The organism is Bradyrhizobium sp. SZCCHNR3119 (genome assembly GCF_032487775.1).
Classification (GTDB): Bacteria; Pseudomonadota; Alphaproteobacteria; order Rhizobiales; family Xanthobacteraceae; genus Bradyrhizobium.
In genome coordinates, this window is the sequence record NZ_JAUEUV010000001.1 from 1245866 (window position 1) to 1271775 (window position 25910).

Genomic DNA, 25910 nt, shown 5'->3' on the forward strand with positions numbered 1-25910 from the left:
GCACGATGGCAAACAATGCGTGGATAGCCGACGCGGACGGGCCTGATCACAGATCACACCCGTCCGCGATTGCGTTACACGATCCCCGCCGCGACCTGGCTGCGCAGCCGCTCCAAACTCAGCAGCGTGTTGGCGCAGGCTTCGGCGACTTCCCCGCCCTTGACCGCAAAATGCTTGCGGAAGAACTCGAAATGCGCCTGCGTCTCGTGGAATTGCTGCGGCGTCAGCACCGCCGAAAACACCGGCACTTCCGTTCGCAACTGCACATCCATCAGCGCCTTGATCACGGTATCGGCGACGAATTCGTGGCGGTAGATGCCGCCATCGACGACCAGCCCGGCCGCAACGATCGCGGTGTAGCGGCGCGTCTTGGCCAGCAGCTGCGCATGCAGCGGGATCTCGAAGGAGCCCGGCACCTCGAAGATGTCGACGCGCTCGCGTGCGATATGCCGCGCCTCGATCTCGTCGAGAAAGGCGATGCGGCATTCGGCGACGACGTCGCGGTGCCAAGCCGACTGCACGAAGGCGACGCGCTGCGGCTTGGCAAACCGCGGATGCGAGGGCGTAGGCGGCGCCTCGTCAGGCGGGCTTGGCTCCACCGGCACGGCGGCCTGCGGAGAGGCTTCGGTTTCGATATCAGCTTGGGGGTCTTGCAACATCTGATTCATGGTTGTCCTCGTTTGAGACCAGAATCAGGGCATACGGAACGACGACGCCCCCACGCGCATGCGCGGGGTGCCGGGACCCGTTCTCTTTCATCCGGACTGTGACCGTCGGCTTCGGAGTCGCACCGAATCTGCTGACCCCTGCCCGATCGCGAGAACGGACAGGGCGCTCGCGGGCTTGGACGCTTCCAGGAAGGCCCTTACCGCCGGTGGGGAATTCCACCCCGCCCTGAGAACATGGACCGCCCGGCTGGACGGCCCGCTCGAACTATGCCGGGCGGCGAGCAGCCCGACAAGTTCCCTGACCGGCAAAATTCGACCACCGGCCATGCAGTCCCGGCTCGGCCTCCGCCGAATCCCGAATGCCAGAATCAAGTCGCTGAGGCCGAGCGCGCCCCCCGAATCCGATTCCGTTTTGTTCACGGCCATGAAGTCCACCGCTTGATGAGCTGTGGACGAAATAGGGTTTGGCTGTGGACGGATTCAGCGTGCAGTTGCGCGGATTCAGCAAATCACATCAGTTTGTTCGCGCAACGCCCGGGGTTCCTCCGGGACTGCAAGCCGGTTGCGACTGCGCCTCCAACGGCGCGGGCCGGGTCGCCGCGTGAGTACCACCCAGATCAAGAAGACAGAGGTCGAGACGGCATGTCCCTGCTCGAAGGCATCATCGATTCCGGAAACGATCCGCTGACCGTGGTCGAGACCATCGCCGCGGATAACAACTGGGCGTTCGAACGCTCCGGCATCGATGAAGTAACCATCGCCTCCAGGGGGCAGTGGACGGACTATCAGATCTCGTTCACCTGGATGGCCGAGATCGAGGCGCTGCATCTCGCTTGCGCCTTCGACATGAAGATTCCGGAAAACCGGCGCGCGGAAGTGCAGCGGCTGATCGGTGCGATCAACGAGCAGCTCTGGCTTGGCCATTTCGATATCTGGACCCACACCGGCATGGTGATGCACCGCCAGGCGCTGGTGCTGCCCGGCGGCATCACCGCTTCGGAACAGCAATGCGCCAGCATGCTCGAGGGCGCGATCCATGCCTGCGAGCGCTATTACCCGGCGTTCCAATTCGTGGTCTGGGCGGGCAAGTCGACGCAGGAAGCCATGGCTGCGGCGCTGTTCGACACCGAGGGCGAGGCGTAAGGCAAACAACGGCGGATCGCTGCCGCCTCAAATTCGGTGTCGTCCCGGCGCACGTCGGGACCCATAACGCGTGACCTCTCCGTTCAGGCAAGCTGCTTGTCGCTCTGCCATCGCTCCACTAAAACCGCGGTGGGTTATGGATCCCGGCTCAAGGCCGGGACGACAGCTTTTGTGCGGTGACAACAGTGAACAACAATAAGCTCCAAAACATCACCGGCACCATCGCACTCGCCGGGGCCGGCAAGATGGGCGGCGCGATGCTGACCGGCTGGCTTTCGCAAGGCCTCGATCCGTCGCGCGTGGTGGTGATCGATCCGATGCCGTCAGCCGAGATCGGCGCGCTCGCGACCAGGGGCGTGCGGCTCAATCCGGCTGAAGCGCCGGAGGCGGAGACGCTGGTGATCGCGGTGAAGCCGCAGATGTTCCGCGAGGCCGGCCCGACGCTGAAACGTTGCGTGGGCGCGTCGACGCTGGTGGTCTCGATCATGGCCGGCACCACCATCGCCGCGCTCCAGGAGGTCGTGGGCGGCGCCGTGGTCCGGGCGATGCCGAACACGCCGGCCGCAATCGGTCGCGGCATCACGGTCGCGGTGCCGGCCCCCGACGTCAGCACCGCACAGCGCGCCATCGCCGACGCCTTGCTGCGCGCCACCGGCGCGGTCGAATGGGTCGATGACGAAGCCCTGATGGACGCTGTGACGGCCGTATCGGGCTCGGGACCGGCCTACGTCTTCCTGCTCGCCGAGGAGCTCGCGCGGGCCGGTGTCGCGGCTGGCCTGCCGGAAGCGCTGGCAACGAAACTCGCGCGCGACACGGTGTCGGGCGCGGGCGAATTGCTGCATCGCTCGGAGCTGTCAGCGGCGACCTTGCGCCAGAACGTGACCTCGCCCGGCGGCACCACGGCCGCGGCGCTGGCGGTGCTGATGGGCGCGGACGGATTTGGCCCGCTGCTGACGCGCGCGGTGGCCGCCGCCGCGGCGCGGTCCAAGGAATTGGCGAAGTAGGAGTTTCCGTCGTTGCGAGCCGCCCGGTCCGCGCGAAGCGCGGCCGGATGACGAGCTCCGCGAAGCAATCCAGGCATGAGGCGCGGACAGAGCCTGGATTGCTTCGGCGCTTACGCGCCTCGAATGACGGCTTCGTCGTAGCCGCTACGGCACACCAAACCGCTTCTTGAACTGCGCGACATTGACGAGCCCGCGGCCGTGCCGGCCCTCGCCGATCTTGAGATCGCCGTGGAATGCGGCGACCGCAAACCGGATCACGCGCCGCTCGACCTCGATCACTTCGGCCGTGGTGCGGATGGTGGCACCGACCGGCGCGGCCGCCAGATGCTTGATGTCGACCTCGGTGCCGACCGTGACCCAGCCCTCCGGCAGGCTGGCCTTGATCGCGTCACCCGAGGTCATCTCCATTTCCAGGATCATCATCGGCGTCGCATAAACCATGGGCATGTGCGGCACAAAATGCCCGACCGTGCGCTCCGGCGGCACGATCAGGATGCGCTCGGCGCTCAGGCCGACTTTGATGATGTCGCGTGCGTCCATGTCGGGCCCCAGCTTTCGTCATTCCGGGCGCTCGCCAATAGCGAGCGAACCCGGAATCCAGAGATGATAGCTCGAGATTCCGGGTTCGCGCTACGCGCGCCCCGGAATGACGCTATGACCTATTTCTTTAACTCGGCCGCGCGTTCGACGAAGGTCTTGCCGCCCTTCATCTTGTGGGAGAGCGGCGCCTCGTTGATCTGGATCACCACGGCTTCTGCATCGACGCCGAGATGCGTCACCAGCGCCTTGGTGATGTCGCGCATCATGCCAGCCTTCTGCTCGTCGGTGCGGCCAGCGGCCATGTTCACGGTGATCTCGGGCATGCATTGCTCCCTGCTGTTTCGTTCTGGCCGAGCAAAAGCGCGAAGCGCGTCTTCGCCCTGAATGTCCCGGCCATCCACGTTGGGCCTATCAAACAAGACGTGGATGCCCGGCACAAGGCCGGGCATGACAGCAGAGCGGAATGCCTACCCCCAGTTCACATCATGCCTCGCGAGCACCTCGCGCACGCCGGCAACGAGCTCGTCCTCCTTGCAGGAGAACTGCGCCGGCCGGCTCTCGCGCCATTCCTGGTTGGAGGCGATCGCGGCCGCCGCCTTGGCGCCCTCGATCAGATCCTTGATCTGCACCTCGCCGCGCGCCTTCTCATCCGAACCCTGGATGATGACGCAGGGCGCGTTGCGGCGGTCGGCATATTTGAGCTGGTTGCCCATGTTCTTGGGATTGCCGAGATAGAGCTCGGCGCGGATGCCGTGATTGCGTAGCTGCGAGACCATGGCTTGATAATCGGCGACGCGATCGCGGTCGAACACAGTGACGACCACAGGTCCGAACGCCGGGCGCGTGTCGAGCTTGCCCAGCATCGTCAGCGCCGCCTGCAGCCGCGACACGCCGATGGAGAAGCCGGTCGCGGGGACCGGCTCGCCGCGAAAGCGCGAGACGAGGCCATCGTAGCGCCCGCCGCCGCCGACCGAACCGAACCGCACCGGCCGTCCCTTCTCGTCCTTGGTGTCGAGCAGCAGTTCGACCTCGTAGACCGGGCCCGTGTAGTATTCGAGGCCGCGGACGACGGAGGGCTCGATGCGAACGCGGCTGTAGCCGTAGCCAGCCGCACTGCAGAGTTTCGCGATCTCAGTCAGTTCATTGATGCCGTCGGCATAGGCCGCGGACGACATGAACAATTTCCGCTGGGCGACCGAGCCCAGCACCGTTGCATTGAACTGCAAATCCTGCTCGTCGTTTTGAAACGCCGGCTGAGCCACCTTCATCTCAAAAAAGGCCAGCAGCGCCTCGATCTGGTTGTTGTCGAGACCCGCGCCCTTGGTGAAGTCGCCCTTGCCGACCTCACCGCCATCCCAGCGGCCTTCACCGAGCAGCTTCCTGATTTCCGCGATCGGAAACTTGTCGGCCTTGTCGATCGCGCGCAGGACTGTGAGCCGGCGTCCTGCATGCTCTTCGCCGCCGATGCCGATCGCCTCCATCACGCCATCGAGCACCTTGCGGTTGTTGACCTTCACGACATAAGAGCCGCGCGGAATGCCCAGCGCCTCCATCGTGTCGGCCGCCATCATGCACATTTCGGCGTCCGCCGCGGGCGAACCCGACCCCACCGTATCGGCATCGAACTGCATGAACTGGCGGAAACGGCCGGGGCCCGGCTTCTCATTGCGGAATACGTAACCGGCCCGATAAGACCGATACGGCTTCGGCAGGTGATCGAAATTCTCGGCGACGTAGCGCGCGAGCGGCGCGGTGAGATCGTAGCGCAGCGAGATCCACTGCTCGTCATCGTCCTGGAACGAGAACACGCCCTCGTTGGGACGGTCCTGGTCGGGCAGGAATTTGCCGAGCGCGTCGGTGTATTCGAACGCCGGCGTCTCCACCGGCTCGAAACCGTAGCGCTCATAGACGGCGCGGATCTTCTCGACCATCTCGCGCGTGGCCGCGATCGCGGCGGGACCGCGATCCTCCAGCCCGCGCGGCAGCCGCGCCTTCAGCTTCTGGGGTTTCTTGGGTTTGTCGGACATGGCGGCTTGGTAGCAGCCGTCGCACAAGGCGGCAACCGCCGCTGACATGCTTCAGTGCTGCGAGCTGCTCACATGTGGCGAGAGCCCCCGATCGCCGCGCATGCGGTGCGCTCCCTCCCCACTTGCGGGGGAGGGGTTGGGGTGGGGGGCGCCGCGGGCAGTCTGCGTGGAGCTACCCCCACCCCCGCCCCCTCCCCGCAAGGGGGAGGGGAGCCTACCGTCCCTGTGGCACGGTTCGCCCGGCTTACTTCACTTCGCGGATCCAGTTGTGCGGATCGGGGCTGCGGCCATACTGGATGTCGACCAGCTTCTTGCGCAGGCCCATGGCGACCGGACCGGCCTCGCCGCCGCTGATCAGGAAGTCGCCGCTCGCCGAGCGCACCTTGCCGATCGGCGAGATCACCGCGGCGGTGCCGCAGGCGAAAGCTTCCTTCAGCCGGCCGCTCTTGGCGTCGGCGCGCCACTGGTCGATCGTGTAGGGCTCCTCGCGCACCACCGTGCCGGCATCTCTCGCCAGCGTGATGATCGAATCGCGGGTGATGCCCGGCAGGATCGTGCCCAGCGGCGGGGTCGACAGCGAGCCATCGTCGAACACGAAGAAGACGTTCATGCCGCCGAGTTCCTCGACATAGCGGCGCTCGACCGCATCGAGGAAGACGACCTGATCGCAGCCGTGCTCGATCGCTTCGGCCTGGGCGCGCAGGCTCGCGGCGTAGTTGCCGCCGCATTTGACGCCGCCGGTGCCGCCGACCGCCGCGCGCGTATATTTCTCGGAGACCCAGATCGACACCGGCGCGGGTCCGCCCTTGAAATAGGAGCCGACCGGCGAGGCGATGACGGCGAAGAGATATTCGCCGGACGGCTTCACACCGAGGAACACCTCGTTCGCGATCATGAAGGGCCGCAGGTAGAGGCTGCCCTCGCCGCCCGGAATCCAGTCGCGGTCGATCCGCACCACCTGCTCGACGGCTTCGATGAACAGGTCCTCGGGTAGTGGCGCCATCGCCATGCGCTCGGCCGAATTCCAGAACCGCTTGGCATTGGCATCGGGGCGGAACAGGTTCACGCCGCCATCGTCGCGCTTGTAAGCCTTCAGGCCCTCGAAGATCTCCTGCGCATAATGCAGGACGGCCCCGGCCGGATCGAGCGGGAAGTGGCTGCGGACGATGATCCGTGCATCGTGCCAGCCCTTCGCGTCGGTGTAGCGGACCACGGCCATATGGTCGGTGAACACCCGGCCGAAGCCCGGATTGGCGAGCTTCGCCGCGCGCTCCTCCGCCGAAATTGGATTGCTTGCCGGCTCGATTTCGAACGTCAGACTCATTTTTGCTTTCCCCGCTGTCCTGGCCATCGCGAGTTGTGGGGACCGACCGATCTGTTCGGCCCCGCTGGCTTGATCAATCCGGACGTCACGACCGCCGGCCCCAGGGCCGGTTGCGGTGCCAGCAAGTCGATGAGGACATGCTTTTGCGCTGGGCGGAAGTCCAGTATGTTTGCCGAAATGCCGCTCGACAACACGGTAGATCGCTGCCCAAGCCCTTTGCCGCCTGCGACGGCTTCTTTGGGCCAATGGGACAACCTGACCTCCGATCGAAAAGACCTAAAATTTCGTCGGGACCGACCGTTTTGTAACATTGAACCCAAGATACGTCAATATGGCTGACATAAATTTCTCGACGTCCGCGCCAGGCTCCGATTCGCGCTCTTCCGAGCCCCAGGCGGCGGCTGGGGACGACCGGGCGTTGCGGTGGGACATCATCGAGCTGTTGTTCTTTGCCTATCGCGATTTCGTCGGCGATGCCGATCACGAGCTGGAAGCTTTCGGCTTCGGCCGCGCCCATCACCGGGTGATCCATTTCGTCACCCGCTATCCCGGGCTCAAGGTCGCCGATCTCCTGGACGTGCTGCGCATCACCAAGCAGTCGCTCGGGCGGGTGCTGAAGCAGCTGCTCGACGAAGGCTACATCGTGCAGAAGACCGGTAACAACGACCGCAGGCAGCGCCTTCTTTTCGCCACCCCCAAGGGCGAGGCGCTGGTGACCAAGCTTGCCGGCTTGCAGACCCGGCGCATCGATCGTGCGCTGGAGCAGATCGGGCCGGCAGGCGCGGACAAGGTCCAGCAGTTCCTGCGCGCGATGATCGATCGCGACGACCCGGACAAGGTGCTGGAAGCGATCTTCAAGATGCCCGTCGTCACCGTAAAGGAGTGATCGTGCCGCTCGCCGCCATCACCACCCGCGCTCCGCAGACACCCGCCGACGACGCGCCGCACCTGCTGCTCGTCGATGACGACCGCCGCATCCGCGATCTGTTGTCGCGCTTCCTGCGCGCCGAAGGCTACCGCGTCACCACGGCGATGAGCGCGAGCGATGCCCGCGCCAAGCTCACCGGCCTCCATTTCGATCTCTTGATCCTCGATGTGATGATGCCCGGCGAGAGCGGCTTCGACCTCGCCCGCTTCATCCGCACCCAATCCTCGGTCCCGATCGTGATGCTGACCGCGCGCTCCGAGCCGGAGAGCCGGATCGAGGGACTGCAGCTCGGGGCGGATGACTATGTCGCCAAACCGTTCGAGCCGCGCGAGCTGGCGCTGCGCATCGGCAATATCCTGAAGCGGGCGGCGCCGCCGCCGGCGGAAGAGGTGATCGAGCAGGTCGCCTTCGGTCCCTTCAGCTATCATCTGGCGCGGGGCGAGCTGAAGCAGGGCGAAGAGGTGATCCACCTCACCGATCGCGAGCGCGAGATGCTGCGCATCCTCGCCAATGCCCGCGGCGAGACCGTGCCGCGCGGTGCCCTCACCGGCAACGGCACCGTGAACGAGCGTGCGGTCGATGTGCAGATCAACCGGCTCCGCCGCAAGATCGAAATCGATCCGGCCAATCCGCTGTTCCTGCAGGCCGTGCGCGGCATCGGCTATCGGCTGATGGTGGCGGGGTGACGTGCGTGAGAGATCGATTTCCGATGATGGCATCATACCGAGCCACAAGCGCGTTGCGCTCCCTCTCCCGTAGGGAGAGGGTTGGGGTGAGGGGTTACGGTCTTTCGATCGAGAGCTCCCCCTCACCCGGATTGCTATGCAATCCGACCCCTCCCCGCAGGGGAGAGGTGTCCCGGATTCGCGGCGCCGTTGTCGGTGCGAAAGCCGCCGTCCGACTCACATGACCACCCTCGACACCGGCTTAGCCTTCATCCGCACTGCCTCGCGCCGCGTGTCGGCTGCGAACGGCTGGATGGGCCATGCGTTCAAGAGCTGGATGCCGACCGGGCTCTACGCACGTGCGCTCCTGATCATGATCGTGCCGATGGTGATCCTGCAGACGGTGGTGGCCGGCGTGTTCATGGAGCGGCACTGGAACACGGTGACGCGACGACTCTCGACGGCCGTCGTGCAGGACATCGCGGCGCTGATCGACATCTACAAAGGCTATCCGCAGGACAAGGACCGCACGATGCTGCGGCGGATCGCCCAGCAGCGGCTCAATCTCGTGGTTGATTTCCTGCCCGCCGGCGACATGCCGCCGCCAGGGCCGAAACCGTTCTTCAACCTGCTCGATCAGTCGCTGTCGGGCCAGATCGGCCGGCAGATCAGCCGGCCCTATTGGATCGACACCGTCGGCCGCTCCAACCTGGTCGAGATCCGCATTGCGCTCGACGACGCGGTGATGCGCGTGTTCGCGCAGCGCAGCGCGGCCTATGCCTCCAACACCGACATCTTCCTGTTCTGGATGGTCGGCACCTCGTCCATCCTGCTCATCGTCTCGGTGCTGTTCCTGCGCAACCAGATCAAGCCGATCCTGCGACTGGCGGATGCGGCCGAGAGCTTCGGCAAGGGCCGCGAAGCCCCGAACTTCCGGCCGCGCGGCGCGCGCGAGGTGCGGCGGGCGGCGCACGCCTTCCTGGAAATGAAGGCCCGGATCGAGCGCACCATGGACCAGCGCACGGCGATGCTCGCCGGCGTGAGCCACGACCTGCGCACCATCCTCACCCGCTTCAAGCTCGAGCTCGCCTTGCTCGGCGACGGCCCCGAGATCGATGCGATGCGCAAGGACATCGACGAGATGTCCGGCATGCTGGAAGACTATCTCGCCTTCGCTCGCGGCGACGGCGGCGAGGTGGCGCAACCGACCGACATCTCGAACGCGCTGGAGGAGTTGCGCAGCGATGCCGAGCGCAACGGCCACACGGCCTCGGTCGCATTCCGGGGCCTGCCGGTCGTCACGGTGAAACCGCAGGCGTTGAAGCGCTGTCTCGGCAATCTCGTGTCCAACGCGGCGCGCTATGCCGACACGATCGCGATCTCAGGCCATCGCGATCACCGCTACCTCACGATCACCGTCGATGATGACGGCCCGGGCATTCCGCAGGCGATGCGCGAGGAGGTGTTCAAGCCGTTCCTGCGGCTCGATCATGCGCGCAATCAGGACGAGGGCGGCACCGGTCTCGGGCTTGCGATCGCCCGCGACATCGCCCGCTCCCATGGCGGCGACATCATGCTGGGCGAGAGCCCGGCGGGCGGCCTGCGCGCGACGGTGCGCATTCCGGTGTGAAGGCTGCAAAAGCATGGCAGCCAAGCGACAGGCTCGCGGAGTGTAGGAATCGGACGCTCGGGTGTCGCCGGGGCCTCAGTGATGCCCCTGTGCCTGCGCTCGAATCCCGCCTACTGCTTGGCGCCGGGAATCAATGCCTTCAGCTTGTCCATGTCTTTGACGTTCAGCTTGAAGCCACCGCCTGGCATCACGATGTCACCGGGCTTCTGACCCGGCTTGCAGGCCCCCAACCACTTCGCCTCGATCGTCATCGTGGTGTCGCGCAGGACCTTGGCCAGGCTGGTGTCGCGCACGACATTGCTCACGCCCTCGCTGTGTGAGGTCGTCTTCACCGTGTAGGCCGAGTTGAAGTCGCCGGTGATCTCGGCATGTGAGGCGGTGTTCACGCCGCGCATGCTGCATACCGAATCGACGACATAGCCGGTCGGCGTCTTCTGCACGTCCTGCTTGGAGCAGATCTGCTTGGCCATCGGCGAGACCATGTTGTTGAGGTCCTTGTCGGTGGTCTCGTCGGTGCAGTGCTGCATGGTCATGTCGGGCATCTGCGAGCCCGTCCTGACCATCTTCATTTCCCAAAGCCCCGGCTTGCGGGTCGGCAGCTCGGCGGCGAATGCGTTGCTGAGGGATGCCGCGAGCAGCACGCTGCATCCCAACAGCTTCGCGCCGACCTGTCCGCGGATCATATTCGCCTCAGCTTCCCGGGTGATTCCAGACCGGCTCAGTACAGCGTGCGCAACGGACGCTGCGCCGAGTCGTACGGCACCCAACGGCACGAGAACGACAAATAGCCGCCATACCGGGCGTCCACCGCCAGGAACTTGACCACCTTGCCGTAGGACGCGCAGTGGTCGACCGCCAACTGCCTGGCATCGGTGGTCTGGGCGAGCGAATAGGCGATGATGCCGCCGGTGTCATTACCCTTGAATGCCGGCACCCAGTCGGCCCGAGCCGGGCCTGCAGCCAGCGCGACGCCCACGGCCATCAGCCCGACGGCCTTGGAAACGACGTCGAAAAAACTGGGCTTCGTCATCAGCATTGCAATCTCCATCGGTTAGCTCCCATCCTAAATGGGCTGTCCGCGCAAGAAAAGAACACCGCGCGCGGAGTCCCCGACTTGTCGTGGAGTGTTGCCGCGTTGCACTTGACCTCATCAGGCCGGCACGGCACGTTCCATTCTTCTCTCCAGCTTTGCGGATGGCCTATGCGCGACCTCAGCATCTCGTTCAAGACCATTGGCGCTGTCTGCGGCGCGGTGCTCGGCGTTGTCACGGCTGTTGCCCCAGCGCAAGCTGCCAACCCGCTCGAGCTGAACTTCTGGCTGTCGGGTCCGAAATATGATGGCCGCCTGTCCCCCTGCGAATCGGCCCTGTCCAGAGTCGCCAGCGACTTCCGGGACAAGGAAAGCACGTTCTGGAATTCCTCGTTGACCATCACGGGCTTTTCAAACATCCACGAAATCGCTTTCCGGCCCTGGCAGTCCGACAATATTCCGCGACGCTACTGCACCGGCACCGCGATGATCAGCGACGGCAAGGCGCGCACCGTCAATTTCTCGCTGATCGAGGATGCCGGCTTTGCCGGTTACGGCGAGGGTGTCGAATTCTGCGTGGTCGGCCTCGACCGCAACTGGGCCTTCAACCCCGCCTGCCGCGCGGCGAAGCCCTAAGACTCCCACCGACTGAACGGGACTGGACGAGACGCGTCGCAGGCTTTCGCCGGCGCGCGGCTCCAATTTTGTTCTTGAATTGTTCTTTCGCCTCCTGGTAGAGTTCTCGCCATGTTCCTGGGAGCTCGCCATGTTGGATCGGTTGTCTGATCGCCTGCCCACCTACTCCGGCCGCGGACTGCGGACAATTCAGATCCTCGCCGCTCTCGCGCTCAGCGGGATCACCCTGTGGTCGGCCCAGCTCTCGCCAGCCCAGGCGCAAGACCGCCGCCAGAACGCACCGGGCGCATTCGATTTTTACGTGCTGTCCTTGTCCTGGTCGCCCTCGTTCTGCGCGGACGTCGAGGAGCGCGGCAATGGCGGACGGTCCCAGCAGTGCAGCGGCCGTCCCTACTCTTTCGTGGTCCACGGGCTCTGGCCGCAATATGAGAACGGCTATCCGGAGTATTGCGAGCAGCCGTCGCCGCGGCTGCCGCGCAACATCATGGTCTCGATGCTCGACCTGATGCCGGCGCCGGGGCTGATCTACAACGAGTGGGACAAGCACGGCACCTGCTCCGGACTGCCGGCCAAGGCCTATTTCGAGACCATCCGCAAGGCTCGGGCGGTGATCAAGATTCCGCCGGAATTCCTCGACTTGTCCGAGCCCAAGACGGTGACGCCGGCCGCGGTCGAGGAGGCCTTCGTCAAGGCCAATCCCAACCTCACCAATTCCGCCGTCGCCGTGACCTGCAACCGCACCCGGCTCAGCGAGGTCAGGATCTGCCTCTCGAAGGAGCTGCAGTTCCGCTCCTGCGATGAGATCGATCGCCAGGCCTGCCGCCGCGACGAAGTCACGATGCCGCCAATCCGCGGCGGCTGAGGCCCGCGATCTCGTTCAAGGCGTAATCCCTGGAACGGCGCCATCGCTGATGAGCGCTGTTTCCGTGATGATGCAGGGTTACTTTCGTCGCAAGACGTCGTAACTCACAGCGATGAACTACCGTCACGCCTTTCATGCCGGCGGCTTCGCCGACGTCATCAAGCACATCGTGCTCACGCGCATCCTGATCTATCTGCAGGAGAAGCCGGCCGCGTTCCGCGTGATCGACACCCATGCCGGCGCGGGTCTCTACGACCTCACGGGCGAGGAGGCCAGCCGCAGCGGCGAATGGCGGACCGGAATTGCCCGCATCATGCAGGCGCGGTTCTGCGATCAGGCGCTTGCTCTGGTGGCGCCCTATCTCGACATCGTCCGGGCCTTCAATCCCAAGGCCGAACTCGCCGCCTATCCCGGTTCGCCCTTGATCGCGCGCGCCCTCCTGCGGCCGCAGGACCGGATGACGGCCTGCGAGCTCGCACCTGTCCCGCGCAAGCATCTGATCGACGTGCTGCGGCGCGATACCCAGGCCCGCGTCGTCGATCTCGATGGCTGGGTGGCGCTGCCGGCTTTCGTGCCGCCAAACGAACGGCGCGGCCTCGTGCTGATCGATCCCCCCTTCGAGGCGAAGGATGAATTCGAGCGGTTGGGCGAGCGCTTCGCAATCGCATTCGCCAAGTGGCCGACTGGTATCTATTTGCTCTGGTATCCAGCAAAGAGCCGCCGTGCGACCGACGAGTTGGTGCAGCACGTGGCGGGGCTGGCGGCGGCGGCAAAACCGCCCGGTAAGTTGTTACGTGTCGAGTTCAGCGTGGCGCCGCAGGTCGCCGGAGAGGGGCTGGCCACTACCGGCCTCCTGGTCGTGAACCCGCCCTGGACGTTGCATGACGAGCTTAAGGTCATCCTGCATGAGTTGGAGAAGCCGCTCGGCCAGGGCGGGGCCGCGCGCTTCCGGCTCGAGTTCCCCAAAGCCGGGGCCGGCAATTAGTCGAAAATCCATAGGCAATTGCCGAGGAACCGTAGTAAAATAACTGATTGAGACTGGCTTTACGTTCCGCTTCCGCGAATGGTTGCGGCGGGGTGATCAAGGCCCAACAAGAATCCGAGCGACCCGACACATGCACAATGTCGGCTCGTAAAGGTGGCCACGCTTTCCGATTCAGTGATGCCCGGTCGGACGCTGCGCATGTCGCGCAGTGGAGGAAGCAATGCGGGGGGAGGAGTTTCCCGATGCCAATGACGGGTACGGTCAAGTTCTTCAATGGTGAACGCGGCTACGGCTTCATCAAACCGGATGATGGCGGGCGCGACGTGTTCGTGCATATCACCGCGGTCGAGCGCGCCGGATTGAAGGATCTGACTGAAGGACAGCGGATCAGCTTCGAGGTTGAACCGGACAAGAAGGGCAAGGGCCCGAAGGCGGTCAATCTGGTGCTGTCGTCGTAAGGCCGCCGATCGACACTCGTCCGCAGTTTGCGGCGGAGTGCGAAGGCGAGGAATACGAACGTCCTTTTGTTTGTCGTTTGAACTTGGAGCCGCGGACGGCGCAGCCGGCTCGTGTGCGGCGAAGCTCGCAGCCGACATTCGCGTAGATGATGCAAAAAAATCCCGGCCGCGCGCGGCCGGGAGGTTATGATTTTTGCGGTTTCTTCTTCCTATCAGAAGTGGAAGTTGATGCCTGCGCGCACCACTCCAAACCGATAGTCGTTCTTCGCCCCCGTAACCACGAAATTGCTGCTGTCGAGATCGACATAGAGATATTCGATCTTGGCGGTCCAGTTCTGCGCCAGCCCGAATTCGGTGCCTGCGCCCAAGGTCCAGCCGATCGTCGAATGCGATTCGGACAGGCCGAAGGTTTCGCCGCGCAGCTCGCCGAAGGCGAGACCGCCGGTGCCGTAAAACAGGATGTTGTTGAAGGCGTAGCCGGCGCGGCCGCGCACGGTGCCGAACCACGGGTTGGAGAATTTCCAGGGCGCGAAGGTGTCGTTGGCGCCGGTCAGGTTGATGTCGCCCTCGATGCCGAACACCCAGGGACCGGTCTGCCAGTTGTAACCCGCCTCGATCCCGCCGGTGATGCCCGACGGCTTGGTCGGATTGTTGCCGACCTCGCCCCAGCTGTAACCGAGCGTGCCGCCGAGATAGGGGCCGGCCCAGCTATAGGCATTCAACGGCTGGTTCACCGTGTAGCCCGGACGCGGTGCATAGTTGAAATCGGCGGCCTGCGCCGACACCGTTCCCAGCGCCCCGAGCGCAACCGCGCCGGCGACGAACCTCTTCATGACCTACTCCACGCAACACCCGTGCCCGCCGGCTGCGTGCGGCGCCTGCACGAGGCAGCGCACCTGACCGGCATGGTTACGGAACTCCAGCTTTTTTCGTGAAGATTTATCGAGAGTTTGAGGTTAAAGCCTCATTAAGCGCGGTTACCGGCCGCTTAACGTCCTTAATGGACGGTTACCGCCGCGCCTGTGCATGGGCGCCGCCGCGTGCTGGCATGCGCAGCCCCCAAAGCTTAAATTCGTCCCATGGCCACCCACAGCTCCGATCCACCAAAGGCGCTCGCGCCCGAGATGAAGCGCGCCGACGCCTCGCCGCAGCCCCTGGAATCCCCCGACATCGATCCAGCCGCATCCTCGACCGACGAGGACGAGGAAGGGCGCCTGCCCGAGCTGACCGAGGAAAGCACCGAGGTTGTTGCCGAAGGCCCGCTTGCGATCGGCCATGAGGCGATCGAGAAGGCGGTGCGGCTGGCCCCGACCTCGCCTGGCGTCTATCGCATGCTGAATGCGAACAACGACGTGCTCTATGTCGGCAAGGCCAAGAACGTCAAAAAGCGCCTGTCGTCCTATGCGCGGGCCAACGCACCGCTGCCGGCGCGCATCCTGCGCATGATCGCAGCGACCGTGAACGTCGAGATCATCTCGACCACGACCGAGACCGAAGCGCTGCTGCTCGAGGCCAACCTCATCAAGCAGCTGAAGCCCCGCTTCAACGTGCAGCTACGCGACGACAAGTCGTTCCCCTATATCCTGATCACCGGCGACCATTGGGCGCCGCAGATCCTCAAGCATCGCGGCGCGCAGTCGCGGCCCGGTCGCTATTTCGGCCCGTTCGCGTCCGCCGGCGCCGTCAACCGCACCATCACAGCGCTGCAGCGCGCCTTTCTGATCCGCTCCTGCACGGATTCCTTCTTCGAAAGCCGTACCCGGCCCTGCCTGCTCTACCAGATCCGCCGCTGCGCCGGCCCGTGCACCGGCGAGATCGATTTCCCCGGCTATACCGAGCTGGTGCGCGAGGCGACCGACTTCCTCTCCGGGCGCAGCCATGCGGTGAAGCAATTGCTCGCGGTGGAGATGGAGAAGGCCTCCAGCGAGCTCGAATTCGAGACCGCGGCGGTCTATCGCGATCGCCTCGCGGCACTGTCGGCGATCCAGTCGCAGCAGGGCATCAATCCACGCACGGTCGAAGAGGCCGACGTGTTCGCCATCCATCAGGAAGGCGGCTATTCCTGCGTCGAGGTGTTCTTCTTCCGCACCGGACAGAACTGGGGCAACCGCGCCTACTTCCCGCGCGCCGAAAAGACCTTCACGCCCGAAGAGGTGCTGGCGGCGTTCCTCACCCAGTTCTATGACGACAAGCCGCCGCCGAAACTGATCCTGCTGTCGCACGAGATCGAGGAGACCGAGCTGCTGGCCGAGGCGCTCTGCGTCAAGGCCGGCCACAAGGTCGAGGTCACGACGCCGAAGCGCGGCGAGAAGAAGGAATTGGTGATCCACGCGCTGACCAATGCGCGCGAGGCCTTGGGGCGCAAGCTCGCGGACACTGCGACGCAGAGCCGGCTGCTGGAGGCGATGACGTCCACGCTCGGCCTGCCGACCGTGCCGAAGCGGATCGAGGTCTACGACAACAGCCACATCCAGGGCACCAACGCGGTGGGCGCAATGATCGTGGCCGGCCCCGACGGCTTCATGAAGAACCAGTACCGCAAGTTCAACATCAAGTCGGAAGGGCTGACGCCCGGCGACGACTATGCGATGATGAAGGAGGTGCTGCAGCGCCGCTTCAAGCGGCTGTTGTCGCCGTCGGAAAAGGACACCGCGCGCGCCAAGGAGGACGATGTCCCGCAACGACCCGACCTTGTCATCATCGACGGCGGCCGCGGCCAGCTCAACGCCGTCAGAGAGATCTTCAGCGAGCTCGGCGTCACCGATGTCGCGCTGATGTCGGTCGCCAAGGGTCCGGACCGCGACGCCGGCCGTGAGACGCTGTTCATCCCGGAGCGCGAGGCGATCAAGCTCGAGCCGCGCGATCCCGTGCTCTATTTCATCCAGCGGCTGCGCGACGAGGCGCATCGCTTCGTGATCGGCTCGCACCGCAAGCTGCGCAAGAAGGACATCCGCGAGGCCGGCCTGCAGGAGATCCCCGGCATCGGTCCCGCCCGCAAGCGCGCCCTGCTGTTGCATTTCGGCACGCTGAAGGAGATCGAGCGCGCCTCGATGGCCGATCTCGGCAAGGTGCCCGGCGTCTCGGCCGAAAGCGCGCGCAAGATCTTCGAGTATTTCCACAGCCAGCCGAATTAGGGCATGTATTGACAAGCGAGGGGCGCGGAACAGACCGCCTGTGACGTCCGTTGTGGTCCAAGCGGAGCGACGCCTTACTTCACCCAAATGTAAGATCGAACATATAGACCGCGAATCCGAGGCAGGCGCGGGACAGGCATCTCAACCGGGGCATGACATGGTCAATCGAGTAGCGGCGCCGCAATCCACCGGAACGATGCGGCGCTGGGGGCTCTCCGCCATCGGGGTGCTTGCAGCAACGCTTGCGTTGACCGCCCATGCCGGGGCACGGCAGGCGCGCCCTGCCCACACCGCGGAGGCTGTGGCGCCGCGCGAGGCCGGCGAGCCGATCATGGCGATCGTGTCGATCAAGGCTCAGAAGGTCACGTTTTACGACGCCGAGGGGTGGATCTATCGCGCGCCGGTGTCGACCGGAATCACGGAGCGCGAGACGCCGGCGGGTGTCTTTGCCGTGATCGAGAAGGACAAGGACCATCATTCGACGCTCTACGACGACGCCTGGATGCCGAACATGCAGCGCCTGACCTGGAACGGCATCGCGCTGCATGGCGGGCCGCTGCCCGGTTATCCGGCCTCGCATGGCTGCGTGCGGATGCCTTACGGCTTTGCGCAGAACCTGTTCGACAAGACGCGCATCGGGATGCGGGTGATCATTGCGCCCGACGATCCGGCTCCGGTCGAAATCTCCCACCCGGCGCTGCTCGTCCCGAATGCGCAGGCGCTGGCCGCCGCATCTGGACGTGCCGAGACGCTGGCGCGCGAGGCCGCGGACGCGGCCCAGGCGGCCGACCAGGCCAAGCAGGCAGCCGCCGCGAGCTCGCGCGAGGCGACCTCGCTCACGACCTCGTTACGTAAGCTGGAAAGGGCCAAGACTCGCGCCGACGCCGAGCTCGCCTACACCGACAAGCTGCTCGCCGCGGCGAAAACCGACCAGGCCAAAGCGCGCGCCGAGGACCTGAAGCAAAAGGCCGCCCTCAAGGCCACCGATATCGGGACGCAGCTCGAAGCCGCCAAAGCCGACTCGAAGCCGAAACTCGATGCTGCCGCGGCAACGAAGGATGCGACCAAGGCGGCGGAGGCCAGGAAGGCCGAAACTGCCAAGGCGGCGACCGAGGCGAAGCTCGCGCTCGAGCCGGTCTCGGTCTACATCAGCCGCGCCACCCAGAAGCTCTATGTGCGGCGCAACACGCACAAGCCGGCGCGGGACGGCGGCGGCGAGGTGTTCGATACCAGCATCGAGGTTCCCGTCACGATCCGCGATCCCAACAGGCCGATCGGCACGCATGTGTTCACGGCGATGGCACAGAACGGTGCGGGCCTGCGCTGGAGCGTGGTCACGATCGACAACGGCGACGACGCCAAGACTGCGCTCGACCGCATCACCATCCCGCAGGAGGTGCTCGATCGGATCGCGCCCACCGCATTGCCGCGCTCCTCGATCGTGGTCTCGGATGAGCCGCTCAGCGAGGAGACCAACTATCGCACCGAGTTCGTCGCGGTGCTGAGCAACCAGCCCCAGGGCGGCTTCATCACCCGTCAGCCGACGGCCGACATCGTGAGCAGAGACGATACGTACGACGACGGCTACGGGTCCTATTACCAGCAGAGCTGGGACTCGCAGCCCACCTACACCCGTCGGCGCGGCGGCCAGAATTATCGCCCGATGCAACAACAGGGGTTTTGGCCCTCCTGGTAAGGCGCGCCAGGGCGGATACACGCCTCCGCCTGCTCTCGAAGGAGATGATCCCGATGCGCTCCAAGTAGATATTGACCCGGATAAAAAAGTAAGGCAATTATTATCCGGGTAATAATTACGGAACACGCGATGACCCCGGCCCAACGCAAGGCGGCCCTTGCCGCCTACAAGGAGCGCAAGACCGCCGGCGGCATCTATGCCGTCGTCTGCCGGGTCACGGGCCAGCGCTGGATCGGCCGCGCCGCGGACTTGGACAAGATCCAGAATCGGCTCTGGTTTACGTTGCGCCAGGGCGGCCATCCGCACGCCGGTCTACAGGCCGCCTGGTCGGCCCATGGACCCCAGGCCTTTGCGCTGGAGGTGTTGGAACGGCTCGACGACGAGGCGGTCGCCTATGTTCGCGACCGGGTTTTCGCGGAGCGCCAGGCCCACTGGCGCAAGGTCCACGGCGCAGAAGCGATCTGACCGCCCCGCCGGGCTGGCGCCCTGCCGATCAGTCTGCTTAATGGCGTTTTGAAATCGCGTTGCCGGCCTGCGCGCCAGCTCATATCTCCCGCGAACGGCTTCAATGCGATTAGCGTAATATCTCCGTCATCTTCCAGAGGGCACTCCTGCTCTACGGTTGACGTCCGCGCGACAGCAGTATTGGTACATCGGATGAACATCGCCACCGCCCGTGGGACCAGCAAGATCTCGACGTCCCTGCCGAACATCCTGACCTATGCGCGGATCGCCGCCATACCGGTCGTGGTCGGCTGCATCTACGCGCAATCGATCCTGGATTATCCGCTGTGGCTGCGCTGGGTCGCCGTCGCGGTGTTCATCGCGGCCGGCGTCACCGACTATCTCGACGGCTATTATGCGCGGATCTGGAACCAGCAATCGGCGTTCGGCCGCATGCTCGACCCGATCGCCGACAAGCTCCTCGTTGCCTCCTGCCTTCTGATGTTGGCGGCCGACGGCATCATCCATGGCTGGACCTTGTGGGCTGCGATCGTGATCCTCTGCCGCGAGATCCTGGTCTCGGGCCTGCGCGAATATCTGGCGGCGCTGCGCGTCAGCGTTCCCGTCACCAAGGTCGCGAAATGGAAGACCACGATGCAGCTGGTTGCGATCGGTTTCCTGCTGGCGGGCGAGGCCGGCGACATGGTGGTGCCGGTGGTGACCCAGATCGGACTCGTGCTGCTGTGGACCTCGGCGATCTTCACGATCTACACCGGCTATGATTATTTCCGTGCCGGCATCCACCATCTCATCGAGGAAGACGCCCGATGAAGGTGAAATATTTCGCCTGGGTGCGCGAGCGAATCGGCAAGGCCGAGGAGACGATCGAGCCGCCGGAACACGTGCACACGGTCTCCGAGTTGATCGCCTGGTTGAGCGACCGTGGCGAGGGTTACGCCTACGCATTCGAGAAGCCGAAGGTCATTCGCGCTGCGATCGACCAGGCCCATGTGCAGCCGGACACGGCGATCTCGGGCGCGCGCGAGATCGCGTTCTTCCCGCCGATGACCGGCGGCTGAAACCGCATCGCGCGTCGAACAACAGGACGCCCATGACTGCCATCGTCACCGTCCGCGTGCAGCAGGAAGACTTCGACACGGCGCGCGAGATCGCCGCGCTCAGCCGCGGGCGCACCGATGTCGGCGCGGTCGTGACCTTCTCCGGCATCTGCCGCGGCAGCGACCACAACGCGCCGCTGGCGGCGCTGACCCTGGAACATTATCCCGGCATGGCCGAAGCCGAGATCATGCGGCATGCCGAACAGGCGATGGCGCGCTGGCCGCTCGCGGGGCTGACCGTGATCCATCGCTACGGCCGCATCACGCCGGGCGAGAACATCGTGCTGGTGGTGACGGCGTCGAGCCATCGCCAGGCGGCATTCGAAGCCGCCGAATTCCTGATGGATTATCTGAAGACCAACGCGCCGTTCTGGAAGCGCGAAGAAACCGAGGACGGTACGAGCTGGGTCGAGGCCAAGAGCCACGACGATGCAGCCGCCGCGCGCTGGAAGGCATGATGACGAAACCGGTCAAGAAGGCGTCCCCGCCCAAGGTGTCCAACCTGCCGAAGGTCGGCGCGGGCGAATTGCAGACGCTGCTCGATTACGTCCGCTGCGCCGTGAGCTGTTTCCAGGCGGCCGAGCTTACATTCGCGCATGGCACCACGGACCCGATCGCGGAGGCCGCGTTCCTGGTCGGCGAGGCGCTGCACCTGCGCCCCGAGCAGTTCGAGAGCTTCGCTACCGCGCGCGTCACCGCAACCGAAGGCAAGACGATCCTCGACCTGGTCGAAGCGCGGGTGACGACGCGCAAGCCCGCCGCCTATCTCGTCAACAAGGTCTACATGCTGGGCTTGCCGTTCTATGTCGACGAGCGCGTCATCGTGCCGCGGTCTTTCATCGGCGAACTTTTGGAGTCGCATTTCGGCGGCAGCGAGAGCGAGGGCACATCGCTGATCGACGATCCGTTCGCGGTGGAGAGCGTGCTCGATCTCTGCACGGGATCCGGGTGCCTTGCGATCCTCGCCAGCCGCCATTTCCCGGACGCCACGATCGATGCGGTCGACATCTCCAAGGATGCGCTCGCCGTGGCGGAACGCAACGTCGCCGATTACGGCCTTCAGGACCGCATCTCGCTGCATCGCGGCGACCTGTTCGCGCCGATCAAGGGCCGCCGCTACGACCTGATCATCAGCAACCCGCCTTACGTCGATGCCGAGGGCATGGCAGCCCTGCCCGATGAATGCCGCGCCGAACCCAAGCTCGCCTTCGACGGCGGTGCTGACGGCATCGACATCATCCGCCGCATCCTCGAGCACGCCCGCGACCACCTGACGGCGGAAGGCGGCCTCTTATGCGAGGTCGGCCGCGACCGTCCGCAGATCGAGGCCGCCTATCCCGACCTGCCGCTGCTGTGGCTGGACACCGAGGATTCCGAAGGCGAGGTGTTCTGGATCACCGCGTCGGATTTGAGCTGAGAGCGTCCGCCTCTGCTGCGGGCTCCCTGATCGGGATTTGCCGGGAAAAGATGCAAGCACTCCGATCCGCAGGATTTTCACGCGGACGCCGTGCAGAAACCGCTCATCAGCTCAGCAGAGAACGCCGGTCCTTTGACATTTCCGTCCGCTTGCGAAGCTGATAGCTTGCGCGCAGCCGGGAGCCGCGGTCTTTGCCGCGCATCCGACCTTGAGCACCATCGTTCCGGAAAACGGGTCTTCCACTTTTCCTGACCATGCTGCCGATCTGAACATTCGCCTTGAACGTCCGAAGAGGTCCCCATGCTGGACAAGAGCCCACATTCCCCTGTCACCGTCCCGAACGATCTTGCCGCGCATTGGATGCCGTTCACTGCCAATCGGGCCTTCAAGAAGAATCCACGCCTGCTCGCGGGCGCCAAGGACATGCACTACATTACCGTCGACGGCCGCAAGATCATCGACGCCGCCTCCGGCATGTGGTGCACCAATGCCGGCCATGGCCGCACCCAGATCGCGACCGCGATTGCCAAGCAGGCCGAGGCGTTGGACTATGCGCCGCCGTTCCAGTTCGGCATTCCGCAGGCCTTCGAGCTTGCGAGCCGCATCGCCGACCTCGCGCCGGCCGGCCTCGACCATGTCTTCTTCTGCAACTCCGGTTCGGAAGCCGCCGATACCGCGCTGAAGATCGCGCTCGCCTATCACCAGATCAACGGCCAGGGCAGCCGCACCCGACTGATCGGCCGCGTCCGCGGCTATCATGGCGTCGGCTTCGGCGGCACCTCGGTCGGCGGCATCGTCAATAACCGCAAGCTGTTCGGCACGCTGCTCACCGGCGTCGACCACATCCCCGCGACCTATGACCGCGAGAAGCAGGCCTTCACCAAGGGCGAGCCGGAGTATGGCGCGCACTTCGCGGACGAGTTGGAGAACCTCGTCAACCTGCACGGCGCCAACACGATCGCCGCCGTGATCGTCGAGCCGATGGCGGGCTCGACCGGCGTGATCCCGGCGCCGAAGGGCTATCTGAAGCGGCTGCGCGAGATCACCCAGAAGCACGGCATCCTGCTGATCTTCGACGAGGTCATCACCGGCTTCGGCCGTCTGGGCTATGCCTTCGCCTCCGAGCGCTATGGGGTGACGCCGGACCTGCTCACCTTCGCCAAGGGCGTCACCAATGGTGCGGCGCCGATGGGCGGCGTGGTGGTGCGCGACACCATCCACGATGCCTTCATGACCGGCCCAGAGCACATGGTGGAATTCACCCATGGCTACACCTATTCGGCCCACCCGATCGCCTGCGCGGCCGGTCTCGCGACGCTCGACATTTATCGCGACGAGAAGCTGTTCGAGCATGCCCGCGGTCTCGAACAGAAATTCGCCGACGCCGTGATGTCGCTGAAGGGCCTGCCCAACGTGGTCGACATCCGCACCGTCGGACTCACGGCCGGCATCGATCTCGCATCGCTGCCCGACGCCGCCGGCAAGCGCGGCTACGCCGCCATGGAGTCCGCGTTCCACAACAATGACCTGATGCTGCGCATCGCCGGCGACACCCTGGCGCTGACCCCGCCTTTGATCATCAACGAGGACCAGATCGGCGAAATCGTCGAGAAGGTCGGCAAGGTGATCAAGGCCGTCGCTTAAGAGTCTCCTCTTCAGCGGCTCCCTCACGTCTCGATCCCCTCCATCGCGCGCGATGGAGGGGATTTTTCGTTGGGGTGACGCGGACGGAATGATCCGGCCCCGGCAACGGAACCATCCAAATCGCTCCACGTTCATCCCGGCGAGCACGGCGGGGCGACCGGCTTTGCTCGAGGATTGGCTTTTTTCCGAAAAGGAGACGCGCATGCTCGCGCCGCCGGGAGATTTGTTGCGACTGGGCCTCGAGCAGCGGCTCACCCGCGTCAAGCGCGCGACCAACGCTTATTTGCGCGACCGCGCGCGCCAGGCCACCGGGACCGCAAAATCCTACGCCATGGCCGGGGCGATGTTCGCCGCCGCCGGCCTGTTCGTGCTGCTGGCTTTCCTGGTCGGGCTCGGCACGTTGTTCTACTGGGTCCGGACTGTCGCCGGCACCTACGCGGCGTTCGGTACGGTCGGCGGTGTCTTGCTCTTAATTGCCATCGTCTGCGCCGTGATCGGCGCCATCCGGATGAAGCGGCCGGCGCCGGAGTATCCATCGCTCGCCAGCCGGCTCCGGGTCGCGATCGCAGCGCCTGTCCGCGATCCCGCTGCCGACGATGTCGACCCCGACACCATTCCGCTTGCGCCGTCAGCGGCCGACAGGGATGGGGCGGCCCGTTCCGTCCGCAACAATACTGTCAACATCCCGGTCGGCATCGCCGTTGCGGGTCTGCTGCTTGGCTTGGCCGCGCTGCGCCGCCGCCAGCGCTGACTCGTGTTTCCGGAGTCGTCCCGCAACGCTCGCGTGGCGGATGACGGTTCCTCGTCGAATGCGCCCAAAAGCAACGCAACGCAGAAATCGACTGCGCACGCGAGCTTTTGAATCCGCGCCGCTATCCTCGCGAATCAGCAACAGTGCTAAGAGTCGTTCTCGGTTGGGAGCGTCTCACAGCATGATCCGTATTTCCACGATCTTCGTCGCCATCTGCATGGTTCTGGTCGCAGCGTCGCTCGGCCTCATCCTTTATTCGGTGGCCGGCATCAGCGGTCCCGAATCGGCGATCGTGGCGCTGACAGCGCTCACTTTCCTGATCCTCTACAACGCAGTGTCGATGCGGCTGCGTGACCGCAGCGATGTCGGCAACCAGATCGCCGACCTGTCGCGCGGCACCGCGGACCTCGCCCGCCAGGTGGCCGAATTCGGCCGCAGGCTCTCGGCCATCGAAGGCCGGGTCGCTTCATCCAATTCCGCCGGCAATGATCGGCTGCAGGGAGTCATCGGCGAGATCAACGAGCTCGGCGGGCTCGTCAAGCAGCTCGCGACCACGGTCGCGCAACACGAGGATGTCTTGGCTGCGGCGGCGGAGGCGCCCGCGCAGGCTCCTTCGCTGCAAGGACCGCTCGATGACGCTCCGGCCGCGAAGCCAGAGGCAGACATGCTCCAGATCCAAACCCAAGTCCACGCCCAGCTCCATCCCGAGCTCCGGACCCAAGTCCCCGCCCAGCCTTCTGCCGACGAATTCAAGCAAGTGCCGGCCAAGGCGCCCGCGGCGAAGACTTTGCCGCAAGCTGCAGCCGGCAGTGCCGCAGCGACGGCGGCGGCTCCAGCCCCGCAGCCAGCTCCCGCGGCCGGTGCCGCCGCCCCTGCCCCGCGCAGCCAGGCGCAGATTCTCGCTGCCGTCAGGGGCGCGATCGACCAGAACCGGCTCGACATCTACCTGCAGCCGCTGGTCAGCCTGCCCCAGCGCAAGGTGCGCTTCTACGAGGCGGTGACGCGGCTGCGCGACGAGCGCGACCAGGTGTTCGCCGCAGAGGATTTCATCGGCGTTGCCGAGGCCGCCGGCCTGGTCGGGCGGATCGACCACATGGTGGTCCTGCGCTGCGTGCAGGTGCTGCGCCGGCTGATGGTCCGCAACAAGGAGGTTGGCATCTTCTGCAACATCTCCTCCGCGACGTTGCGCAATCCCTCGATCTTTGCCCAGTGCCTCGACTTCCTCGAAGCCAACCGGGCGCTGGCGCCGTCCTTCGTGCTGGAGTTCAAGCAGTCGACCTTGCGCAGTCTCGGGCCGACCGAGACCGAGCACCTCGCCGCCCTTGCGCAGCGCGGCTACCGCTTTTCGATCGATCATGTCACCGACCTGCGCTTCGAGCCGCGCGAGCTCGCCGATCGCGGCGTGCGCTACATCAAGGTGCCGGCGGCGCTGCTGCTCGATCCGAAGCAGAGCTCGGCCTCCGACATCCATCCCTCGGACCTGTCCGACCTGCTCGGCCGCTTCGGCATCGACCTCATCGCGGAGCGGATCGAGGGGGAGCGTTCGGTGGTGGACCTGCTCGATTACGATGTCCGCTTCGGCCAGGGCTTCCTGTTTGCGCCGCCCCGCCCATTGCGGCCCGAAGGCGCATCTGCTACCGGCGAAGCCGCACCCGGCCCGGGAACCGGGCAGGACATCAAGATTCAGGACCCCAATGTCCCCGGCAACACAGTATCCGATGCCGCAAGCGCCAATCCGCCGCCACGCGCGGTCGGCAACGCTGCGCTGGCCCGTCGGATCGCAGGGTCGGTTTAAGCGGTTTTACG

27 protein-coding genes and 1 riboswitch are annotated in these 25910 nt (G+C 65.1%); of the genes, 19 read left to right on the forward strand and 8 right to left on the reverse strand.

Annotated elements, in window-relative coordinates; genetic code table 11:
• Positions 1-74: 74 nt before the first annotated feature.
• A complete protein-coding gene (locus tag QX034_RS06025; RefSeq protein ID WP_315744036.1) occupies positions 75-668 on the reverse strand; it encodes a 6,7-dimethyl-8-ribityllumazine synthase in 594 nt (197 codons plus the stop codon).
• 75 nt (positions 669-743) lie between these two features.
• Positions 744-906, reverse strand: a riboswitch (FMN riboswitch).
• 404 nt (positions 907-1310) lie between these two features.
• Between QX034_RS06025 and QX034_RS06030 the strand changes: the two genes are divergently transcribed.
• Both QX034_RS06030 and proC read left to right on the forward strand, forming a co-directional pair.
• Positions 1311-1811, forward strand: a complete 501-nt coding sequence (locus QX034_RS06030) for a YbjN domain-containing protein (protein ID WP_315704938.1) — start codon at positions 1311-1313, stop codon at positions 1809-1811.
• A 176-nt stretch (positions 1812-1987) separates the two neighbouring features.
• A complete protein-coding gene (proC, locus tag QX034_RS06035; protein WP_315766450.1) occupies positions 1988-2815 on the forward strand; it encodes a pyrroline-5-carboxylate reductase in 828 nt (275 codons plus the stop codon).
• A 144-nt stretch (positions 2816-2959) separates the two neighbouring features.
• Here proC and QX034_RS06040 read toward each other — a convergent pair whose 3' ends face one another.
• From QX034_RS06040 to QX034_RS06055, 4 genes are all read right to left on the reverse strand, one after another.
• Positions 2960-3355 (reverse strand): thioesterase family protein, encoded by a 396-nt coding sequence (locus QX034_RS06040; protein WP_315704940.1) that lies wholly within the window; start codon positions 3353-3355, stop codon positions 2960-2962.
• Between the two features lie 119 nt (positions 3356-3474).
• Positions 3475-3678, reverse strand: a complete 204-nt coding sequence (locus QX034_RS06045) for a tautomerase family protein (RefSeq protein WP_315706691.1) — start codon at positions 3676-3678, stop codon at positions 3475-3477.
• A gap of 144 nt (positions 3679-3822) precedes the next feature.
• Positions 3823-5430 carry a histidine--tRNA ligase gene (gene hisS / locus QX034_RS06050; protein WP_409977586.1) on the reverse strand — a complete coding sequence of 536 codons (1608 nt, stop codon included), beginning with the start codon at positions 5428-5430 and terminating at the stop codon, positions 3823-3825.
• Between the two features lie 196 nt (positions 5431-5626).
• The gene (locus QX034_RS06055; protein WP_315706689.1) at positions 5627-6706 is read right to left on the reverse strand and encodes a branched-chain amino acid aminotransferase; all 1080 of its coding nucleotides are present in this window, start codon (positions 6704-6706) and stop codon (positions 5627-5629) included.
• A gap of 331 nt (positions 6707-7037) precedes the next feature.
• On the opposite strand from QX034_RS06055, the gene QX034_RS06060 reads away from it, so the two are divergent.
• From QX034_RS06060 to QX034_RS06070, 3 genes are all read left to right on the forward strand, one after another.
• The gene (locus QX034_RS06060; RefSeq protein ID WP_316188891.1) at positions 7038-7592 is read left to right on the forward strand and encodes a MarR family winged helix-turn-helix transcriptional regulator; all 555 of its coding nucleotides are present in this window, start codon (positions 7038-7040) and stop codon (positions 7590-7592) included.
• Complete coding sequence (locus QX034_RS06065) at positions 7589-8320, forward strand: response regulator transcription factor (RefSeq protein WP_315706687.1); 732 nt, start codon at positions 7589-7591, stop codon at positions 8318-8320. Before QX034_RS06060 ends, QX034_RS06065 begins: the two co-directional genes overlap by 4 nt.
• A 220-nt stretch (positions 8321-8540) precedes the next feature.
• Positions 8541-9929, forward strand: coding sequence for an ATP-binding protein (locus QX034_RS06070; protein WP_315706686.1), 1389 nt, complete (start codon positions 8541-8543; stop codon positions 9927-9929).
• A 110-nt stretch (positions 9930-10039) separates the two neighbouring features.
• Here QX034_RS06070 and QX034_RS06075 read toward each other — a convergent pair whose 3' ends face one another.
• Both QX034_RS06075 and QX034_RS06080 read right to left on the reverse strand, forming a co-directional pair.
• Positions 10040-10612: a DUF3617 domain-containing protein gene (locus tag QX034_RS06075; protein WP_315706685.1), complete on the reverse strand. Its 573-nt coding sequence runs from the start codon at positions 10610-10612 to the stop codon at positions 10040-10042.
• 35 nt (positions 10613-10647) lie between these two features.
• Positions 10648-10965, reverse strand: coding sequence for a hypothetical protein (locus QX034_RS06080; RefSeq protein ID WP_316195070.1), 318 nt, complete (start codon positions 10963-10965; stop codon positions 10648-10650).
• A 165-nt stretch (positions 10966-11130) separates the two neighbouring features.
• On the opposite strand from QX034_RS06080, the gene QX034_RS06085 reads away from it, so the two are divergent.
• The 4 genes from QX034_RS06085 to QX034_RS06100 all read left to right on the forward strand — a co-directional run bounded on the left by QX034_RS06085 (position 11131) and on the right by QX034_RS06100 (position 13900).
• A complete protein-coding gene (locus QX034_RS06085) occupies positions 11131-11595 on the forward strand; it encodes a hypothetical protein (protein WP_315706683.1) in 465 nt (154 codons plus the stop codon).
• 130 nt (positions 11596-11725) lie between these two features.
• Entirely contained in the window at positions 11726-12457 is a 732-nt protein-coding gene (locus tag QX034_RS06090; protein ID WP_315706682.1) for a ribonuclease T2, read from the forward strand.
• Between the two features lie 112 nt (positions 12458-12569).
• Positions 12570-13442, forward strand: a complete 873-nt coding sequence (locus QX034_RS06095) for a 23S rRNA (adenine(2030)-N(6))-methyltransferase RlmJ (protein ID WP_316192355.1) — start codon at positions 12570-12572, stop codon at positions 13440-13442.
• A gap of 242 nt (positions 13443-13684) precedes the next feature.
• Positions 13685-13900, forward strand: coding sequence for a cold-shock protein (locus QX034_RS06100; protein WP_315706680.1), 216 nt, complete (start codon positions 13685-13687; stop codon positions 13898-13900).
• Between the two features lie 212 nt (positions 13901-14112).
• Here QX034_RS06100 and QX034_RS06105 read toward each other — a convergent pair whose 3' ends face one another.
• A complete protein-coding gene (locus tag QX034_RS06105; protein WP_315706679.1) occupies positions 14113-14733 on the reverse strand; it encodes a porin family protein in 621 nt (206 codons plus the stop codon).
• 246 nt (positions 14734-14979) lie between these two features.
• Between QX034_RS06105 and uvrC the strand changes: the two genes are divergently transcribed.
• The 10 genes from uvrC (at position 14980) to QX034_RS06155 (ending at position 25899) form a co-directional block, all read left to right on the forward strand.
• On the forward strand, positions 14980-17034 hold the full coding sequence (gene uvrC, locus QX034_RS06110) for an excinuclease ABC subunit UvrC (RefSeq protein WP_316195072.1): 2055 nt from the start codon (positions 14980-14982) through the stop codon (positions 17032-17034).
• A gap of 157 nt (positions 17035-17191) precedes the next feature.
• Positions 17192-18730 carry a L,D-transpeptidase gene (locus QX034_RS06115; protein WP_315706678.1) on the forward strand — a complete coding sequence of 513 codons (1539 nt, stop codon included), beginning with the start codon at positions 17192-17194 and terminating at the stop codon, positions 18728-18730.
• Between the two features lie 129 nt (positions 18731-18859).
• Entirely contained in the window at positions 18860-19195 is a 336-nt protein-coding gene (locus tag QX034_RS06120; RefSeq protein WP_315706677.1) for a GIY-YIG nuclease family protein, read from the forward strand.
• 192 nt (positions 19196-19387) lie between these two features.
• The gene (pgsA, locus tag QX034_RS06125) at positions 19388-20005 is read left to right on the forward strand and encodes a CDP-diacylglycerol--glycerol-3-phosphate 3-phosphatidyltransferase (RefSeq protein WP_315706676.1); all 618 of its coding nucleotides are present in this window, start codon (positions 19388-19390) and stop codon (positions 20003-20005) included.
• Positions 20002-20253: a molybdopterin converting factor subunit 1 gene (moaD, locus tag QX034_RS06130; RefSeq protein WP_315706675.1), complete on the forward strand. Its 252-nt coding sequence runs from the start codon at positions 20002-20004 to the stop codon at positions 20251-20253. The genes pgsA and moaD overlap by 4 nt, the downstream gene beginning before the upstream one ends.
• 32 nt (positions 20254-20285) lie before the next feature.
• Complete coding sequence (locus tag QX034_RS06135) at positions 20286-20750, forward strand: molybdenum cofactor biosynthesis protein MoaE (protein WP_315706674.1); 465 nt, start codon at positions 20286-20288, stop codon at positions 20748-20750.
• Positions 20747-21709, forward strand: a complete 963-nt coding sequence (gene prmB / locus QX034_RS06140) for a 50S ribosomal protein L3 N(5)-glutamine methyltransferase (RefSeq protein ID WP_315706673.1) — start codon at positions 20747-20749, stop codon at positions 21707-21709. The genes QX034_RS06135 and prmB overlap by 4 nt, the downstream gene beginning before the upstream one ends.
• 300 nt (positions 21710-22009) lie before the next feature.
• A complete protein-coding gene (locus QX034_RS06145) occupies positions 22010-23353 on the forward strand; it encodes an aspartate aminotransferase family protein (protein WP_315706672.1) in 1344 nt (447 codons plus the stop codon).
• A gap of 202 nt (positions 23354-23555) precedes the next feature.
• Positions 23556-24104 carry a phage holin family protein gene (locus QX034_RS06150; protein ID WP_315706671.1) on the forward strand — a complete coding sequence of 183 codons (549 nt, stop codon included), beginning with the start codon at positions 23556-23558 and terminating at the stop codon, positions 24102-24104.
• A 181-nt stretch (positions 24105-24285) separates the two neighbouring features.
• Positions 24286-25899, forward strand: a complete 1614-nt coding sequence (locus QX034_RS06155; protein WP_315706670.1) for an EAL domain-containing protein — start codon at positions 24286-24288, stop codon at positions 25897-25899.
• The last annotated feature ends 11 nt before the right edge of the window (positions 25900-25910 follow it).

Bases quoted from the DNA above. Each gene is read 5' to 3' on its own strand.
- QX034_RS06105 (WP_315706679.1), bottom strand. From the start codon at position 14,733: ATGAAGAGGTTCGTCGCCGGCGCGGTTGCGCTCGGGGCGCTGGGAACG.
- QX034_RS06150 (WP_315706671.1), top strand. From the start codon at position 23,556: ATGCTCGCGCCGCCGGGAGATTTGTTGCGACTGGGCCTCGAGCAGCGG.
- QX034_RS06090 (WP_315706682.1), top strand. From the start codon at position 11,726: ATGTTGGATCGGTTGTCTGATCGCCTGCCCACCTACTCCGGCCGCGGA.
- QX034_RS06070 (WP_315706686.1), top strand. From the start codon at position 8,541: ATGACCACCCTCGACACCGGCTTAGCCTTCATCCGCACTGCCTCGCGC.
- QX034_RS06120 (WP_315706677.1), top strand. From the start codon at position 18,860: ATGACCCCGGCCCAACGCAAGGCGGCCCTTGCCGCCTACAAGGAGCGC.
- QX034_RS06055 (WP_315706689.1), bottom strand. From the start codon at position 6,706: ATGAGTCTGACGTTCGAAATCGAGCCGGCAAGCAATCCAATTTCGGCG.
- moaD (WP_315706675.1), top strand. From the start codon at position 20,002: ATGAAGGTGAAATATTTCGCCTGGGTGCGCGAGCGAATCGGCAAGGCC.
- QX034_RS06075 (WP_315706685.1), bottom strand. From the start codon at position 10,612: ATGATCCGCGGACAGGTCGGCGCGAAGCTGTTGGGATGCAGCGTGCTG.
- QX034_RS06030 (WP_315704938.1), top strand. From the start codon at position 1,311: ATGTCCCTGCTCGAAGGCATCATCGATTCCGGAAACGATCCGCTGACC.
- QX034_RS06155 (WP_315706670.1), top strand. From the start codon at position 24,286: ATGATCCGTATTTCCACGATCTTCGTCGCCATCTGCATGGTTCTGGTC.
- QX034_RS06100 (WP_315706680.1), top strand. From the start codon at position 13,685: ATGCCAATGACGGGTACGGTCAAGTTCTTCAATGGTGAACGCGGCTAC.
- QX034_RS06060 (WP_316188891.1), top strand. From the start codon at position 7,038: ATGGCTGACATAAATTTCTCGACGTCCGCGCCAGGCTCCGATTCGCGC.
- QX034_RS06085 (WP_315706683.1), top strand. From the start codon at position 11,131: ATGCGCGACCTCAGCATCTCGTTCAAGACCATTGGCGCTGTCTGCGGC.
- QX034_RS06025 (WP_315744036.1), bottom strand. From the start codon at position 668: ATGAATCAGATGTTGCAAGACCCCCAAGCTGATATCGAAACCGAAGCC.
- QX034_RS06080 (WP_316195070.1), bottom strand. From the start codon at position 10,965: ATGCTGATGACGAAGCCCAGTTTTTTCGACGTCGTTTCCAAGGCCGTC.
- QX034_RS06115 (WP_315706678.1), top strand. From the start codon at position 17,192: ATGGTCAATCGAGTAGCGGCGCCGCAATCCACCGGAACGATGCGGCGC.
- QX034_RS06095 (WP_316192355.1), top strand. From the start codon at position 12,570: ATGAACTACCGTCACGCCTTTCATGCCGGCGGCTTCGCCGACGTCATC.
- QX034_RS06040 (WP_315704940.1), bottom strand. From the start codon at position 3,355: ATGGACGCACGCGACATCATCAAAGTCGGCCTGAGCGCCGAGCGCATC.
- QX034_RS06145 (WP_315706672.1), top strand. From the start codon at position 22,010: ATGCTGGACAAGAGCCCACATTCCCCTGTCACCGTCCCGAACGATCTT.
- hisS (WP_409977586.1), bottom strand. From the start codon at position 5,430: ATGTCAGCGGCGGTTGCCGCCTTGTGCGACGGCTGCTACCAAGCCGCC.
- prmB (WP_315706673.1), top strand. From the start codon at position 20,747: ATGATGACGAAACCGGTCAAGAAGGCGTCCCCGCCCAAGGTGTCCAAC.
- QX034_RS06045 (WP_315706691.1), bottom strand. From the start codon at position 3,678: ATGCCCGAGATCACCGTGAACATGGCCGCTGGCCGCACCGACGAGCAG.
- uvrC (WP_316195072.1), top strand. From the start codon at position 14,980: ATGGCCACCCACAGCTCCGATCCACCAAAGGCGCTCGCGCCCGAGATG.
- pgsA (WP_315706676.1), top strand. From the start codon at position 19,388: ATGAACATCGCCACCGCCCGTGGGACCAGCAAGATCTCGACGTCCCTG.
- QX034_RS06135 (WP_315706674.1), top strand. From the start codon at position 20,286: ATGACTGCCATCGTCACCGTCCGCGTGCAGCAGGAAGACTTCGACACG.